Genomic DNA, 15,925 nt, shown 5'->3' on the forward strand with positions numbered 1-15,925 from the left:
CGCTCGGTCCTGCGTCTGACCCTGAGCGATACTCATTGAACTGCCCTACGACCCGCTCGATCGGGTCTCCCTGCAGGTCTCCTTGACGCGCGATGCGGACCATTTTTCGGCAAGAATGCGACGAATGCCGATTGTTCAAGTTCGCCCTTGGGTCGAACGGTGGCAAACGCTCGGTCGTTGCCGCAACGGCGTGCACACCTCCGGCCAAGACGCCGGCACCGAAGATGCGGCGCGTCAGACAAGGGCCGCGATGCCCTTCTCGCGCGCGCTTCATTCGCCGTTTTCCCGCGCGGCGTGTGTCATGGATTCGTCCGTCTATCACCTTGCTTCGGCGCTCATTGGTCGCTGTGTCGGCCGAATGACGCCATGAAGCTAAATGATGCTTCACCATGCGCGACGTCCCGCCCCCTGGCGGATGGCCGCGCCTATGCATCAATGGATTCGACTGGACAGCAGGGGACGAACAATGGCTCGCTTGGCTCACGGGGATCAGCCCGACGCTGATCTCGATCTCCCGACCGATGAAGTCGCCGGCCCGCCAGTCGCTCCGGCTTCTCCGTCCGCCGTCGAAGAACCGCCGCCGGCCAGCCAAACGACGTCACGGCCTGTGGGTTCGAATTTCTCCGACCTCGGCTCAACCCTCAGCGGCACGGCTCGGGCGCCGGTGGACGCCGCGCAGCAAAGCGCGCTCGGCAACGGCGCCCAAGCAGCCGGCAGCATTGCACACCACACCAACGATCTCACCGCGGTGCAGAACAATCTGCTGGCCGAACTCAATACAGGCCAGTTTTCCGGCGCCGCGCTCGGCCATGTTCAGGCGATGCTGTCCGACATCACCAGCGCCATTTCGGCGGCCAACGCCTCGGCGAGCGCGGCAGGCTCGTTCGGCAACGCCGCCGGCGCAGAACAAGCGCTTCGCGTCAGCCAACTCAGCGTCATCAATGCCGTCAGTACCGATCCCGTGCTGGCGAGTCCGGCGCCGGCCGCGCCCCTGCCGACCGGCACTCCGGCGCCCGCCGCGCCTCACAATCTCGCGGAGATCGGCGCGATCTTCGACGACGTGGCCAGCCAGATCCTCGGCGGGGTCAATGACGGTAACCGGGCGCAGATCACCGACGACATCAATGCTGTAATATCGGACATGCAGGCGCTGATGACCGCCAACCCGGAACTGTTCGACGGGCTGACCGGCGTCCATGCCGATGAGATCGTGCAGCAACTCCAACTTGAGCTCGTCTATATCAACGACCCTGCGATAAGCCCCACGGCGGCACAGGCCAGCGTCGACAACATCCTCGACATCATCGACATCATCCAGAGCGATGCCAATCTGGCTGATATGGCAACGCAAGACGGCATCGGCGGCCTTTCGCCGCTTCCGGATGACACCTCGCCGGCTCCGAAATATCTCGACAATGATGTGCAGACGGCGTTTGTGGCCAATTTCATTGCCCAGTCCAATTCGCTTGGAAAGCAAGCCGTCGACCTCGTGGGAAGCCAGGACAGCGAGGCGATCGCCGCGCTGATCGGCGACCTCAGGACATTCGAGAAGAGCGTCACCGATTTCGACGCGGACCTGGGCGGTATCCTCGGCGCCGAGATTGCCGCGATGATCAAGGGATTGCAGACCGGCAACGCGACGCTGGTCGTCGCTGCCGCGGACCAGATGCACGGCAATGCGGCCGATGCCGGCGGCAACAATATCCCTGTTACCGGCGGCACCTACAATCCAGACGGCTTGACGGTCGCCGAGGTGCTGGGGACGCCGGTCGCGCAGACGTCCGTAGCCGAAACGCCGGCGGCGCTGGCCGCGGCGGCTAGTCTGGACGTGCAACAAGTCGCAGCCCCCACCATCAGCGGCGAGCCGGTGATGTTTGCGACTGCCGACGTGGAGACCGGGGGCGCGGACCAAGCCAATTCGGACATGCCCGAATTGGCACATCATTTACATCATATGTGGGGATAGCGGCGCGCGGCGCGACCTCCAGCGGCCCCGACACGTCGGGGACGCTGGAGGCCGATACATGAAACAAGAAGCGCGTTCGCCGATCCGGCTTACGCGGCGGGCGCAAAAGAGCTCTTCACCGGCCAATGCCCGCAAAGAACGATCTTGGACGATGGCCTCACCGACGGCGTTGAGGACCATCACTAGTACGGCAGCGACATCGGCGGTTGGCGGGATCGGCGCCAACAGTTGCTGTTCGGTAAGTGCAGTAGCGGGGCGTATGTGTGCGGCAGCGTAAGACGGACTATGGGACCATCATTCTACACTGGACGTTCGTGGCCGCATTCGCCGTTGCGCTCGTCACCGGCTTACGCATTGCGACGGAAACGCCCGACCGCACCTGGATCAACTGGTTCGACGCCGTGCTGCCGCGCGACAGCGTATGGATCGCCCATATGCAGGCGGCCGTCGTCCTGGTCGCCGTGGCGATCGGCTACGTCGTCTACATGCTCCGCTCCGGCCTCGGACGCCGCGTCCAGCTCGACAAGGTTCGCCTGCGCGGATTGTTCGGCCGCGGACAGGCCAGATTGAGCGCCGTGATTGCCCTGATGTACTGGATTTTCTTCGTCACGATGTTCGGTTTGCTGGTCAGCGGCGGCGCGCTCTATTTCGGCTTCTACTCCGGCTACGACGTGGCGATGCTGCATTGGGTGGGGACCTGGGTGATCCTCGCCTTTGTCGCCCTTCATGTCCTGACCCAATACAAAAGCGGCGGCATCTCGCAACTGCTGCGTATCTTTCGTCCCGCGCCGTTGCCGGCGCCGCCGCCGCGGCTCGATGCCGTCGAACTCTTGGGGCTGCTGGCCGAGCGATCGGCGCGCGCGCCGGAATCCGAAGACCCACCGCCCGAGGTTTCATCGCATTCACTGCAGCCCCGCGCGGAGGCGCGCCACGATCGGACGCGTGAGCCGGATCCGGCGCCGCGATCCCATGCCGGGCCTTCGAGATCGCGAAACCCGACGCTGCAGGCCAATCCGTTCCTCGTGGCGGCCGCCGCTGCGATCACCGGCGCTTCGCTCCTCGTGGCTACCGATCGGCTGGCGGTGGACGGTGTTCAGATTCGCCGCATCAATCCCGCCGACGCGCCGGCCCTCGACGGCGACACGTCCGATCGGGCCTGGCGCGGCGTCAAGCCGTTCTCGCTATTGACGGGAGAAGGCGGAAATTTCGACGGCAAGGGCGAAACCAGAATCGAAATTCGCGCAGTGCATGACGGCACCTATGCCTATTTCCTCTTCACCTGGGAAGATTCGACGCGCTCGCTGAAACACCTGCCGCTCGTCAAGCAGGCCGATGGTTGGCACCTGCTTCATTCCGGCTTTCAGCTTGGCGACGAGCATCAGTACAACGAAGACAAGTTTTCGGTGCTGCTGACCACGTCGGATGTCACGCTGGCGGGCGGGCGAACCTTTCATCCCGGGCCGCAGCCGGTCGCCGGCGCGCCGGCCACCATGAGCGGTCGCGGACTGCATTACACGGCATCCGGCTATGCCGATGTCTGGCAGTGGAAGGCCACGAGCGGCGCGGCCGGATGGATGGACGATACGCATTTCGGGCCGCCGCTCGATCCGACACCGATGCAGGCGGCAAACGTCGTTCCGTACAAAGGCGGCTTCGCGCCCGACCCGGGCACGGCAAACTACCGGGACAATTTCACCGTCGAGGCCGACACGTCGGCCGGTCCGCGCCGTAGCCGGCTGATCGCTCCGCTGCGCCTGCCCAAAGTCGTCGCCGACACGACGAGCGCGATGGGAGATATCGATCTCGATCCCAACAACGGCGAAAGCGACGGCGCGCGATGGTTCATGACCGAGCAGGATTCCGTGCCGTATTCGACCAACGTCGACGCCCGCATCCCAACGGGGACCGTGATCCCGGGCGTCATCCTGGGCGGCGAATTTTCAGGCGACCGCGCCGACATCAGAAGCGCAGCCCGCTGGGCTTCCGGCCACTGGGCGCTCGAGGTGAAGCGTCGGCTCGACACCACGAGCCAATTCGACGTGCCGATCAAGACCGGCATCTTCATGCGGGTCGCCGCTTTCGACCACAGCCAGATCAGACATACACGGCACGTCCGTCCTATTCGTATCGAGGTGGAATAATGTCAAGGATTTGCAAAGTCACCGTTAACAACGAGCCGCATTTGGCCAATCGCGGCGAGCTTCTGCTCGACTGGGCGTTGATGAACGGGGTCGATCTTCCGCATGATTGCCGTTCCGGAATTTGCGGCGCCTGCCGCGTGCGGCTCGTCGACGGCCAGGTATTCGGCGGCCATAGCCGGGGCGACGACATGATCCATGCCTGCCAGGCCAGAATCGTTTCCGATCTCGAAATTGCGATCGAGGCAGCTCCCGAGCCGGTGGCGCTGTCGGCGGAAGTGGCGCAGACCGTTCAACTCGCGCCCGATGTGGTGGGTGTCGACATCGAGCTGCCGAAGCCGCTCGATTATCTCCCCGGCCAGTACTCCAAGCTGCAGTTTCAGGGATTCCCGGCAAGGTCCTACAGCCCGACCTATCCGCTGGAAGGCCGGCCCCACGATCGCATCCTGCACTTTCATATCCGAAAGGTCGCGGACGGGCTGGTATCCTCGGCGCTCGGCCACGACATCCGCGCCGGACATCGCGTCAAGCTGACCGGGCCGTACGGCCGCGCCTTCTTCAGGCAAGGCCATTCGGGCCGCATCGTTCTCGTCGCTAGCGGCACCGGTTTCGCCCCGATGTGGTCGGTCGCGGTCGCCGCGATCATGGAACAGCCGCAGCGCGAAATGGTGTTCGTGGTGGCGGCGCGCAGCATCCGTTCGCTCTACATGCACGCGGCGCTGTGCCGGCTGGCGCTGTTTCCCAACGTCACGCTGATTCCGATGGTATCGGAGCCGCAAAACATCTCGCATGCGGTTCGCAGCGGTCGGCCGACCGATCATTTGCCAAAACTCACGCCTGACGACGTGGTCTACACCGCGGGCGCGCCGGCGATGACCGATGCGGTGGCGCGAATTGCAAAGGCTGCGGGCGCGCGATGCTACACCGATCCCTTCGTACAGGAGCCGCGAACGGTGGAGCAGGCCGGCCTGATGTCGCGCCTCACCGGCTGGCTCAGCGAGCCGAAGATCGCCATCCCGTTGCAGCCGGCGCAACGGGAGGCACCGATGCCGCGAGGCGCAGCCGCGGTGGGCGCGGGTAACCGGTAAAGCATGATGAAATTTGGTTTAATTACGACCGCGAAGAACGTGCGCTCCCTCTCCCGCTTGCGGGGGAGGGCTGGGGTGGGGGTGTCTCCGCGGGCAATACTGCCCGAGTGGAGAGAGCCCCCACCCGGCGCTTCGCGCCGACCTCCCCCGCAAGCGGGAGAGGTGAAGCGCGTCTGCGGCCAAATCGATCTACCAAAAATCATCATGCTCTAGCCGGCTGCGGGATTGCCGTCGCTTTCAGCCAGAGATCGCTGCGATATATCGCTGAACGGACATTTCGAACGCCGCCTTTGCATTGTCGGCGATGTTGCGGCCCCACCATGCGCCATAGATGCGATCGAACGCCAGAGGCTCGACCGCGCGTGCGATCCGGCGCACGGCTGCGGCATTGAGCGGGATGTAATTCGGATAGCTGTACATGAAGCTGAGCGAGCGGCGGTCCATCGCCACCATCGCAATATCCCCGGTGAGCAACGCGCCCTGCCCTTGTGCGCCGGCGCGCCAATGCAGGACCGTGGCACCGGCGAAATGTCCGCCGGTCCGCACCAAGAGAATATCGTCCGAGAGCCGGTGGCTGTCGCCGGTCCATGGCACGATTGTCCGATGCGGCCGCGTGACAAAGTCGCGGTCGTCGCCGTGCAGATAGACCGGCACGCCGCCGAACGCCTCGCTCCAGTCGGCGACCGCGCCATAGTAGTGCGGGTGCGAGACAGCAATCGCCTTCAGGCCGCCGAGCGAACGGACGTAGTCGATCGCCTCGGGCGTGGCTAACGGCACGCAATCCCACATCACGCAGCCATCCGCCTCACGCACGAACAGCGCGCGCTGTCCTATCGCAAAACTCGGCTTGAGCGCGATGCCGGGAATGCCGAGATCGTCACGCCAGACGAGCTTGTGGTGCCGCGCCAATTCCTCGCGCGTGAGCCACGCCTGTCCCTTCCAGTTCACAAATTGCCGTTCGTCCTCGCAGACCGGGCACGCGGCTGGTGGCGCAGCACTTTCGGGAAACTGGGCGCCGCATTGTTCGCAGGTCCATAACGACATCGGCATCACTCCTGTTGGAAGGAGTGGTAACGCATAACGGCAGGGCCAGCCAATACGAGACGCGGATCAACACTTAGTAACCGATCGCCGCGCCGTCGCTGCGCGGGTCCGAACCGCCGCTCAGCATGCCGCTCGGCCGGTCGATGGTGATGCCATGCGCATGGCCCGCCATTTCGTTCCAGGCGTCCCAGCGGTTGATGGTGTGACCGCGCTGTGCGAGCGCATCGATCGTATCTGTAGGGAACCGGCGCTCGATATGCAGCGTGTCGCGCGCCTCGCCGAGCGCGAAGCGGCCGGACAGAAATCGCGGCATCTCGATCGCTTCCTGGATGTCGAGCCCGAAATCGACCATGGCGGAATAAAGCTGGAGCTGGATCTGCGGCTGGCCATCCGCGCCCATGCAGCCGAGCACGCTCCAGAGCTTGCCGTCGCGTTTGGCCATCGAGGCGATCAGCGTATGCAGCGGGATCTTGCCGGGCTCGAGGCGGTTGGGATGATTGCTATCCAGCGAGAAATACGCGCCGCGGTTTTGCAGGATGACCCCGGTGTTTCCCGCGACCACGCAGGCGCCGAACGCGCCATACAGGCTTTGAATCAGCGACGCTGCGTTACCTTCGCGGTCGACAGCGGCGACATAGACCGTGTCGCCGGCGAGGCTGCCGAAGGATGGCACCATGTCCCATTTCAATGCCGACTTCCCGTCGATCAGCCGGCCGCGCAGGTGCGCGTATTCCTTCGATATCAGCCGCTCGACCGGCACCCCGACAAAGGAAGGATCGGCGAGCATCTGATCGCGGTCGTGATAGGCAATCTGCTTGGCCTGCACCATAAGATGCAGATGGTCGGGCCCGAGGAAATCCTTTCGGTGCAGTTCGTGGGGCTCGAGGAGGTTGAGCATCTCGATCACGGTAAAACCCTGCGTCGGCGGTGGCGTGTTGAAGACGGTGACGTCGCGGTAGCGGCCAGCGAGCGGCTCGCCCCAGATCGCCTTTTGCCGGCCGAAATCGGCCAGCCGAAACAGGCCGCCTTTCTCTTCCGAAAAGCGCGCCATTTCAGCCGCGACATCCCCGTGATAAAAGCCGGACCATCCACCATCCGCGATCGATTGAAGCGTGCGGGCAAGGTTTGCATTGGTGAGCTTTGCGCCTGGCCGCGCTGCCGCCCCTTGCGGAAAGAACAGCGCGGCGACCTCGCGATCCCCAAGCAGATCATCGCGCATCATCTCGATAAAGTTGGCGAGGCGGCCGGTGATCGGAAAGCCATCGTGCGCATAGCCGATGGCGCTCTCGATCACGCGCCGCAGAGGCAATCGCCCATGGACATTGTGCGCTTCGATCCAGCTCGCCACGGCGCCCGGCACCGTGAGCGTCGCCGGCACGATTCCCCGCAGCGGGATTTCCTTCAACCCTCGCTGCTCGATCGACGAAAGCGTGGCGTTCTCGGCCGCCTTACCGCCGCCATTGAGATAGCGGATCTCGCCGCTGGCGCCGTCGTGAACGAGCCAGAACGCGTCGCCACCGAGACCGGTCATGTGCGGATAGACGACGGCGAGCACCGCGCTCGTCGCGATCGCGGCATCGATGGCGGAGCCGCCGGCGCGGAGCACATCGATGCCCGCCGCGGAAGCCAGCGAATGCGGCGACGTCACCATGCCGTTCGACGCGAGCGTCACCGGCCGGCCGGTACGAATGTCCAATTCAAGCCTCCGAATATGCCAAGCCGTCAGGCGCGAATCCGCCTGATCATGTACCTGCGATTCGTGGTCGGTCTCCTTGCTTGATGAAAAGAAACAGCGCGGACGTCAGCCGCAGCATGAACCCTTGTCGCGGTTGTCCCGGCTCGCAGCGTTCCGGTCGGGCGGCAGGTCCATCGCCGGGTTCTCGGCAAAGAAGCCGTTCGGCTTCAGCGTGAAGCCGACATATTCGACCGGCATCACCGGAAAATCCTCGGGCCGGCAGACATGCGTCGCCCCAAAACTGTGCCAGACCACGATATCCTGGTTTTCGATGGTGCGGTTCTGGGCGATATATTTCGGCAGACCGTCGCCGCCGGCATGCTGGTTCGGAAACTCGCCGCTCGCGTATCGCTCGTCCCGCGCATAGCGCGTCACCCAGACGTGCTTGGTCGCAAATCCGCCGCGCGAGGTCATGTAGCAGCCCTCCTGCGCCAGCATCGCGGGCGCACTGTGCGCTATCAGCTTGTACGCCGTCGGACCGCCGACGCTGTTCGTTCTGTTGGGGTTGCTGATCTTCCAGTACCGTCCGGTCCGCCCGTCGGCTTCTCGGGCCGCGTCGCGCTCGCGCGAGAGCGTTCGGGCCGTGACATCGAACACGTTGCCGTATGGGTTGTCCGTACCCCACGGCCGCGGGCGGAATTCGTGTTCGGTGACGGTGTTGCCCTCGCCGTCGAGCATCATGTGCAGGCGGGCATTGAAGAAGTGCTGATGAGTCGGGCCGCCGAGATTCTCGGCGACCATGCCGCCCCACGGGTAGTCCTTGCCTGCAGCGATCGCCGCGGTCTGGATGATGCCGGTCAGTTTGACTTCGAGCTGGATGGTGCCGTCCTGATAGAAATACCAGAAGAAGCCGTAGTCGTAGTTTCCGACTGTGGTGAAGAAGGAGATGACGAGGCGGCGCGATCGGCGGACCTCAAACGTCTCGTTGCGGAACTCGTAATGCTTCCAGAGGATCCCGTAATCCTCTTCATGCAGGCAGATCGCGTTCTTCATGATGCTGGGCTTGCCGTAATCGTCGGCGACCGGCACATCGAAATAATTGATATGGCCGAGGCAGTCGCAGCCGAGCTCGAGCGCGTTGGCGAGCTTGCCCAGTCCATACTCGCCGGCATCGAAGGCGCATTTCCAGAAATGGTTCGCGGTCGGATCGGCATAGGGCACGATCATGTCGGTGACGCTGGCTCGGTAAATGATCGGCCGTTCGCGCGCACCGTCGCGGAACGATATCTGGTGCAGCACGAGGCCCTCGCGCGCGGTCCAGCCGACGCGGAACGACCAGTTCTGCCAACCGACCTTCCAGCCCTCGACTGTAAAGCTCGGGCCGTCCTTCTGTACGACGTCGAGCGGCTTGACGTCTTTGCGCGTTTGCGGGATCGACGCCCGGTCGTAGTTGCGTGACGTCTTCGGGATCGCGATGATGTCGGGTTCGTCGACCAGATGGACGATCCTGTTCTCGATCAGGTCGACCAGCGCGACGACGCCCTCGATCGGGTGCGCATAGCCGTTGTCCTTGAGATCCCTGCGCCAATAGGACACGGCGCTGACCAGCCTGCGGCCCTTCTCCACCTCGCGGTCGAAATAGCCGGCCGAGAACGGATCGACCTGAACCAGTTCGATGTCCTTGTCATCGAGACCACGCCGCTTCATTGCGCGCCGCCAGTCCGCGTCGGCCTTGACGATGTCGCCGACCTTGAACACCTCCTCGATGGTGATCGGCGGCTGGCCGTAAGGATGGGCCTTGGTCGAATACTCCCGCCACGCCGTCACGGACTTTGATTCAAGGTCCACGGTGGCGACATGCGTCGCGCCGGTCTTGCTGTCGAACAGGGTGGCGGCGGCCCGCCGTGGCAGCCCAACGCCCGGCTCCCAGCCGAGGACATCGGACTTGGCGGGCTCTTCGAGTTGCACTTGGGTAAATCGCGCGTGCGGGCCCAGTCTCTTTTCCTTCTTCAGTATTTCGGACGCCAGTGCGACTTCGGCCTCGCTGAGCGGGTCGAGCGGGTGATCGGCATCTGAGCCGACAGATGGCTTTGTAGGTATCATAGCGGACCGAATTCCCATGGACTGGCCGCAGGTTACGGCGGTCCGAGACGGCGCGTCTTGAATGAACCTGCCACGTCCGGCGCTGGTTCGGCCCTTGCCAGAGCCACCAATCCTGCGCGACGCTGGGGGTTCATCAACCGGATGTCGTCACGCGATGCCGATCAGCGTCTCCACCGACCCGATCCGTCCGACGGAGCGTCAGGCCTTCTGGACCGAGGCGATCTGCCGGTCTTTCGCCAATATCGAAACCAAGCCACTCGGCTCCGCCCTCGTCAGCGGCCACTTCGAGTTCGTCGAGATCGGCGATGCCAAGCTCGTGCGCTTCGACAGCAGCCCGCAATGCTACACCCGTGATGCCAGGCTGGTGAGCCGGGCCGGTTCGGACGAATTCATGTTCGACTTCCAGCGGCGCGGGCGCAGCGCGATGGTGCAAGCCGGCAACGAGGGCACGATCGATCCGGGATATGGCGTGCTCTATGACGCGCGGCGTCCGTTCGAGGATCGGCTGTTCGGCCCCGAACAGTGCGTGGAACTGCTGATCGCAACCGTCCCCGCCGCGCCGCTGTTGCGGTCCGTTCCTGGCGCGGAGCGATTATGCGCCAAGCCTGTGCCGCTATCCGGAACTGTTGCGCGTTCGATTGCCGCGATGGTTCGCAACGCGATTTCGTTGCCCGATGCACCGGGGCGACGAGATGAGCCAGACATCGTCGCCTTTTTGTCGGCTCTGCTGCGTCTTGCCGCAGGCGCCAGCCATCAGCTCACCCGTCCCAACCTGTTCCGCCTCATCGATACCTATCTGAGGGCCAATATCGCCGCTGTCCGGCCAGTGCCGGCGCTCGCCGCCGAATTCGGCATCTCGGAGCGGACCTTCCATCGCATCTTCGCCGACCGCGACACCACGTTCGAACGGCATGTCCTTCATCTGCGGGTCGAGCTGTTAGGCAACCTGCTGCGGCAGGCTTCGCTTGCCAACATTTCGATCGCGAGATTGGCGCATCAGTGCGGGTTTGCCGATGCCGCTCACGCTGCACGCGCGTTCAAGAACAAGCATGGCACCACGCCGCGGGATTTTCGCGCAAGCGTACCGGTTCGGTTCTAGGCAGGCATGCCGGTTCGGTTCTAGGATGCGGCCATCGCCTGGTTTGCTTCGTAATAGCTGCGATACCAGGCCGCGAACCTCTGGATGCCGTCCTCGATCGGGGTTGCCGGGCGAAAGCCCACGTCGCGCACGAGGTCATCGACATCGGCATAGGTGGTCGGCACGTCGCCCGGCTGCATCGGCAGCAGTTCCTTGTTGGCCTTGCGCCCCAACTCCCGCTCGAGGATGTCGAGTACGAGCATCAATTCCTGCGGCTTGTTGTTGCCGACATTGTAGATGCGCCAAGGGGCGATGCTCGATCCCGGGTCCTGAATTCCGTCCAGCCCGGGCCCGGGCTGCCCGACCTGCGGCGCGCGATCGATCAGGCGGACCAGAGCCTCTGTCACGTCGTCAATATAGGTGAAGTCGCGAAGCATCCGGCCGCCATTGAACAGCTTGACCGGATTGCCGCGGACGATCGCGTCCGCAAACACGAACAGCGCCATGTCGGGCCGATACCACGGACCGTACACCGTGAAGAAGCGCAAGCCGGTGCACGGAATTCCGTAAAGGTGGCTGTACGAATGAGCCATCAACTCGTTGGCCTTCTTGCTCGCGGCATAAAGGCTGATCGGATGATCGACATTGTCATGCACCGAGAAGGGCAGCTTCCTGTTGGCCCCGTACACGGACGACGAGGACGCGAACAGCAAATGACGGCAGCCATGGTGCCGGCATCCCTCCAGGACATTGGTGAAGCCGACCAGATTGGCGTCGACATAAGCGTGCGGATCCTGCAGCGAGTAGCGCACGCCTGCTTGCGCGGCCAGATGGATGACGACGGGAAACCGATGGCGCGCGAACAGCGCCGGTATCGCGACGCGATCGGCCACGTCCAACTCTTCAAATTGAAAACGCGAAGCGTTGCGCAGGATCGCGAGCCGGGCCGCCTTCAGTTGCGGATCGTAGTATGAATTGAGGTTGTCGAGCCCGACCACGCGGTGGCCCGACTGCAGCAACCGCTGCGCCACGTGGAATCCGATGAAGCCCGCGGCTCCCGTTACCAGAATTGCCTGATCCGGCATCATGCGTGCATCCTCCCCACCAGCCGTTGTCATGACGGCTCATGCCGTCAGTACGCCACAGATTTTGGCCGCCCCACGCCGCAGTACAGAAAGCCGTTCCGCCTCACCTCCTCCGGAGAGTAGATGTTGCGCAGATCGACAATCACGGGACAGGCCATGATGGTGGACAACTCCTTGAGATCCAACGCCCGGAACTGCTCCCATTCCGTGACGATGACGAGCGCGTGGCATCCTTTCGCGCAACGATAGGCGCTGTCGCAGAAGGTAACGTTCTCGAACACCTTCTTCGCCTGCTCCATGCCGACGGGATCGAAAACGCGCACCTCGGCTCCCATGTCCTGCAGCGCGGTGATCAGCGGAATCGACGGCGCATCGCGCATATCGTCGGTATCGGGTTTGAACGTTACGCCGAGCACCGCAATGGATTTGCCCCGGATGCTGCCGCCGAACGCATTCGCGACCTTGCGCGCCATCGCCCGCTTGCGCTGGTCGTTGACGGCGACCACCGTTTCGACGATGCGCACCGGCGATTCATTGTCCTGGCCGGTCTTGATCAGCGCCATCGCGTCCTTTGGAAAACAGGAGCCGCCAAAGCCCGGACCCGCATGCAGGAATTTCTGGCCGATCCGGTTGTCGAGCCCGATCCCGCGCGCGACTTCCTGCACATTGGCGCCGACCTTCTCGGCGAGATCGGCAATCTCGTTGATGAAGGCGATCTTGGTGGCGAGAAAGGAGTTGGCTGCGTATTTCGTCAATTCGGCGGTGCGGCGATCGGTATAGAGGATTGGGGAAGCATTGAGGTGAAGCGGCCGGTACACCTCGGCCATCACGCTGCGGGCCCGCGGGTTGTCCGTTCCGATCACGATCCGGTCGGGATGCTTGAAGTCGCGGATCGCCGCCCCTTCGCGCAGGAATTCGGGATTGGAAACGATGGCAACTTTGGCGTCGGGATTTTCTTCGCGGATGATGCGCTCGACTTCATCGCCGGTCCCGACCGGGACCGTCGACTTGGTGACTACCACCGCCTGGTCGGGAAGCACGCCGGCGATCTCGCGCGCCGCCGCATAGACATAGGAAAGATCGGCATGGCCGTCGCCGCGGCGCGACGGCGTGCCTACCGCGATGAACACCACTTCCGCACCGCTGATGGCCGATTTCAGATCGCTCGAAAATGAAAGGCGGCCTTGGCCAACGTTTCGCGCCACCAGTTCGGCCAGTCCGGGTTCGTGGATCGGCATCTCCCCGTCGTTGAGGCTCGCAACCTTCTCCGCATTGCTGTCGATACAGACGACCTGATGGCCAAAATCGGAAAAGCACGCCCCTGACACCAGCCCGACATAGCCGGCGCCAATCATCGCTATATGCATTACGGTTCCTGTCTGATAAGCCGCGCGGCCCAAAGGCCGCGCCGGCGGGAAGGCGATGGAACGACGAGCTAGCTGCTCAGTATCGATTCGCCGTCGAGATGACGGGGAAAGAAGAAGAAGTTGTTGACATAGAACTGTCCGTTCTTGCGGCCGCCGTCCGGCCGCAGCGCATCGGCGTCCTGAAGCCTTCGGGAATCGAACTGTTCCACTCCAATCACGTCGTTGTCCTTCAGAAAGAACCCCCGATAGGATTTGTTCCGAAAGAATTCGAACACCAGGCGGGTCGCCTCGGCGCGATGGCGATCCTCCGCCTCTACCAGGAATACCGGCTGGCAGCGCTCCAGAAGCTCGACGGCACCGTTCAGCACATTCAACTCGTGGCCTTCGACGTCGATCTTCACGAACGCCACGTCCTGGTCGATGACGGCGTCGAGCCGCGCGATCGGCACATGGGCGGAAACGAGCCGCGCCGATGAATCGGCTCGCGCCTCCAGTGAGGCAAGGCCGTACACCAACCCATCTTCGCCTTGCGGGATGAACAGTTCGGCGTCGCCGTCATGATCCGACAGCGCGATCTCGTGAACGCTTACGTTGCGCGCCGAGGTTCGGCGCAACAACCTGGCCATCTGCTGCGAGGGCTCGAAGGCATGAACCTGCCGGGAAAGGCGCGCCAGCCGCCGCGTGTAGAGGCCGCAGTTTGCGCCGACGTCGACCGTCACCGCGTCGTCGGGAATGACCTTGTCGAGATAGGACAGTTCCCGCTCCGCCGATTTGGGGCGTTTCATGAAATGCCATTGCAGCCATATCGAGGGAAACGCATCCTTCACCAGTTCCTTGACGTGTTGCTTTGTGTTCATCGCTGCCTCCCTTCGTGTCGCGCGCGCACGCCTCGTTGCGGCGTGCGTCGCCCTCGATGCGGATGCTGCCTCCCACCCCACCACACCTCAAACGCGGTCATAGATGTCCTGCACGCGGACGATGTCGTCCTCCCCGAGATAGGCGCCCGACTGGACCTCGATCAGGTTGAGGGGAACCTTTCCGGGATTCTCCAGACGATGCATGCATCCCAAGGGGACGAAGATCGACTCGTTCTCGCGCAGCAGGATTTCCTCGTCGTCGCGCGTAACGATTGCGGTGCCGTTCACCACGACCCAATGTTCGGCGCGATGATAATGCTTCTGCAGCGACAGCTTGGCGCCGGGATTGACGGTGATGCGCTTGACCTGAAACCGCTCCCCGGCATGGATCGATTGGTAGTATCCCCAGGGGCGATGCACGCTGTGGGTCTGGGTTGCCGAGCGATGGCCGTTTGCCTTCAGGCGCTCGACCAGCTTTCCGACATCCTGGTCGCGTTTGCGGCTGGTCACCAGAACGACGTCCGGCGACGTGGCGATGACGAGATCCTCGACGCCGAGCGCCGCGACCAGTTGCCCGTCGCCCCGCACGTAGCAACCCGAAGCATCTTCCACGACCGCATCGCCAATCACGACATTGCCCGATGAATCCTTCTCCGCCATCGACCACAGCGCGGACCAGCTTCCGACATCGCTCCAGTCGAACGTGGCGGGAACCACCACCGCATTGTCGGTCTTCTCCATGATCGCATAGTCCATCGAGATGGCCGGACAGGCCTCGAAAGCGCGCTCGTCAAGCCGGAGGAAATCAAGGTCGCGGGTTGCGCCCGTCAACGCCTTGCGACAGGCGGCCAGGACCTCGGGTGCGCGGTGCGCCAACTCGTCGATGAACTGACGCGCCGGCAGCAGAAATATCCCGCTGTTCCAGACGTGCTCGTCGCAGGCCAGGAGGCGCTCGACCGTCACCAGGTCCGGCTTCTCGACGAAGCTGGCGACGTTACGAATCGGAGAAGCGGCGTCCAGTTCGTCGCCCATCCGGATATAGCCGAAACCGGTCGCTGCCGATGAAGGCCGCACGCCGAACAGGACGAAACGGCCGTAGCGCGCGGCCGTGACGCCCGTCGATATCGCGGCGCGAAACGCGGCGTGATCCCGCACCCAGTGATCGACCGGCATCGCCAGTATCACCGCATCGGGATCGGCTTCGCTGGCGAGCAGCGCTGCAACCGCAACCGCAGGAGCGGTGTTTCTTCCGAACGGCTCGAGTACGATGGTCGGACGATCGACGCCGACCGCGCGCAACTGCTCGCCGATCGCAAAACGATGCTCGGCGTTTGCGACCACCATCGGGTCCGTAAACAGCGAGCGATCGTCGACCCGTAGCGCCGTTTGCTGCAGCAGGGTGTTCTCGCCGAGCAGCGAGAGCAGTTGCTTGGGATAGGTTTCGCGCGAAAGCGGCCACAGCCGCGAGCCGGCGCCACCGGACAGGAGAACGGGTACGATACGGCCGCGCGGCTCGATCATCGG

11 protein-coding genes are annotated in these 15,925 nt (G+C 63.6%); 4 read left to right on the forward strand and 7 right to left on the reverse strand.

The window, feature by feature from the left end; translation table 11 throughout:
* Positions 1-466 precede the first annotated feature (466 nt).
* From LMTR3_RS03795 to LMTR3_RS03805, 3 genes are all read left to right on the forward strand, one after another.
* Positions 467-1,966, forward strand: a complete 1,500-nt coding sequence (locus LMTR3_RS03795; RefSeq protein ID WP_065743758.1) for a hypothetical protein — start codon at positions 467-469, stop codon at positions 1,964-1,966.
* Positions 1,967-2,229: 263 nt separating this feature from the next.
* Positions 2,230-4,107 carry an ethylbenzene dehydrogenase-related protein gene (locus tag LMTR3_RS03800; protein WP_065743759.1) on the forward strand — a complete coding sequence of 626 codons (1,878 nt, stop codon included), beginning with the start codon at positions 2,230-2,232 and terminating at the stop codon, positions 4,105-4,107.
* Entirely contained in the window at positions 4,107-5,192 is a 1,086-nt protein-coding gene (locus LMTR3_RS03805; protein WP_084029402.1) for a 2Fe-2S iron-sulfur cluster-binding protein, read from the forward strand. Before LMTR3_RS03800 ends, LMTR3_RS03805 begins: the two co-directional genes overlap by 1 nt.
* Positions 5,193-5,429: 237 nt before the next feature.
* On the opposite strand, the gene LMTR3_RS03810 is transcribed toward LMTR3_RS03805, so the two are convergent.
* From LMTR3_RS03810 to LMTR3_RS03820, 3 genes are all read right to left on the reverse strand, one after another.
* Entirely contained in the window at positions 5,430-6,236 is an 807-nt protein-coding gene (locus LMTR3_RS03810; protein ID WP_065743761.1) for an MBL fold metallo-hydrolase, read from the reverse strand.
* A 73-nt stretch (positions 6,237-6,309) separates the two neighbouring features.
* Entirely contained in the window at positions 6,310-7,932 is a 1,623-nt protein-coding gene (ggt, locus tag LMTR3_RS03815) for a gamma-glutamyltransferase (RefSeq protein ID WP_084029404.1), read from the reverse strand.
* A gap of 105 nt (positions 7,933-8,037) precedes the next feature.
* Positions 8,038-10,014 carry a primary-amine oxidase gene (locus LMTR3_RS03820; protein ID WP_065743762.1) on the reverse strand — a complete coding sequence of 659 codons (1,977 nt, stop codon included), beginning with the start codon at positions 10,012-10,014 and terminating at the stop codon, positions 8,038-8,040.
* 154 nt (positions 10,015-10,168) lie between these two features.
* Between LMTR3_RS03820 and LMTR3_RS03825 the strand changes: the two genes are divergently transcribed.
* On the forward strand, positions 10,169-11,113 hold the full coding sequence (locus LMTR3_RS03825) for a helix-turn-helix domain-containing protein (RefSeq protein ID WP_065743763.1): 945 nt from the start codon (positions 10,169-10,171) through the stop codon (positions 11,111-11,113).
* Positions 11,114-11,133: 20 nt separating this feature from the next.
* Here the strand turns inward: LMTR3_RS03825 and LMTR3_RS03830 are convergent, their stop codons facing one another.
* From LMTR3_RS03830 to LMTR3_RS03845, 4 genes are all read right to left on the reverse strand, one after another.
* Positions 11,134-12,177: an NAD-dependent epimerase gene (locus LMTR3_RS03830; RefSeq protein WP_065743839.1), complete on the reverse strand. Its 1,044-nt coding sequence runs from the start codon at positions 12,175-12,177 to the stop codon at positions 11,134-11,136.
* Positions 12,178-12,224: 47 nt separating this feature from the next.
* Positions 12,225-13,544 (reverse strand): UDP-glucose dehydrogenase family protein, encoded by a 1,320-nt coding sequence (locus tag LMTR3_RS03835; protein WP_065743764.1) that lies wholly within the window; start codon positions 13,542-13,544, stop codon positions 12,225-12,227.
* Positions 13,545-13,612: 68 nt separating this feature from the next.
* Positions 13,613-14,401: an FkbM family methyltransferase gene (locus LMTR3_RS03840; protein ID WP_065743765.1), complete on the reverse strand. Its 789-nt coding sequence runs from the start codon at positions 14,399-14,401 to the stop codon at positions 13,613-13,615.
* An 87-nt stretch (positions 14,402-14,488) separates the two neighbouring features.
* Complete coding sequence (locus LMTR3_RS03845; RefSeq protein ID WP_084029418.1) at positions 14,489-15,922, reverse strand: mannose-1-phosphate guanylyltransferase/mannose-6-phosphate isomerase; 1,434 nt, start codon at positions 15,920-15,922, stop codon at positions 14,489-14,491.
* Positions 15,923-15,925 lie beyond the last annotated feature (3 nt).

Origin of the sequence: Bradyrhizobium sp. LMTR 3, assembly GCF_001693485.1 — a bacterium.
Lineage (GTDB): Bacteria > Pseudomonadota > Alphaproteobacteria > Rhizobiales > Xanthobacteraceae > Bradyrhizobium.